The organism is Fulvivirga aurantia (genome assembly GCF_009711475.1).
Lineage (GTDB): Bacteria > Bacteroidota > Bacteroidia > Cytophagales > Cyclobacteriaceae > Fulvivirga > Fulvivirga aurantia.
The window spans coordinates 1-559 of the sequence record NZ_SMMD01000115.1 but is presented as its reverse complement, the minus strand read 5'-3'; the positions used below and the strand labels follow the sequence as shown (position 1 = coordinate 559).

The following is a 559-nucleotide window of genomic DNA, read 5'->3' as shown; positions in this document are numbered from 1 at the left end:
GATTTCGATTAATACTTTCTTCTAATGAAATCATCGTATCAGTTCTTGTAATACCACTTACTTTTTGGATTTTATCATGCAGTACGTTTTTAAGGTGTAAAGTGTCTTTGCAATGAATTTTAGCAAACATGCTATAGTTACCGGTTGTATAATGTACGCTGGTAATTTCAGGGATTTCTTTTAGCTGTTTAATTACATCATCATATAACTCACTTTTAGAGAGGAAAATACCAATGAAGGCCGTAATATCATAACCAAGCTTCGTGTACTCGATATTCAATGTAGTTCCCTGTACAATTCCGGCTTCTTCCATTTTTCTCATCCTCACGTGTACGGTTCCTCCAGATACAAATACCTGTTTGGCTATTTCTGTATAAGGCTTTTTGGCGTTTTTGAGTAGTAGGTCCAATATTTTAAGGTCTACATTATCAATTTCATAATTTGTCTTCATATTCAAAGCCTGATTTTTAATGATTTATATTAAACTGAATGTAAAATTAAAAATATTGTAATAATTAAGCTAAATAAGTATTAAATTTTCATAAATGAGGGCTTTATT

Annotated in this window: 1 protein-coding gene; it reads right to left on the bottom strand. The window is 30.8% G+C overall.

Annotated elements, in window-relative coordinates:
- Positions 1-451 (bottom strand): Lrp/AsnC ligand binding domain-containing protein (locus E1176_RS00265; protein WP_155208595.1); only part of this gene is annotated, 451 nt, incomplete at its 3' end.
- Positions 452-559 lie beyond the last annotated feature (108 nt).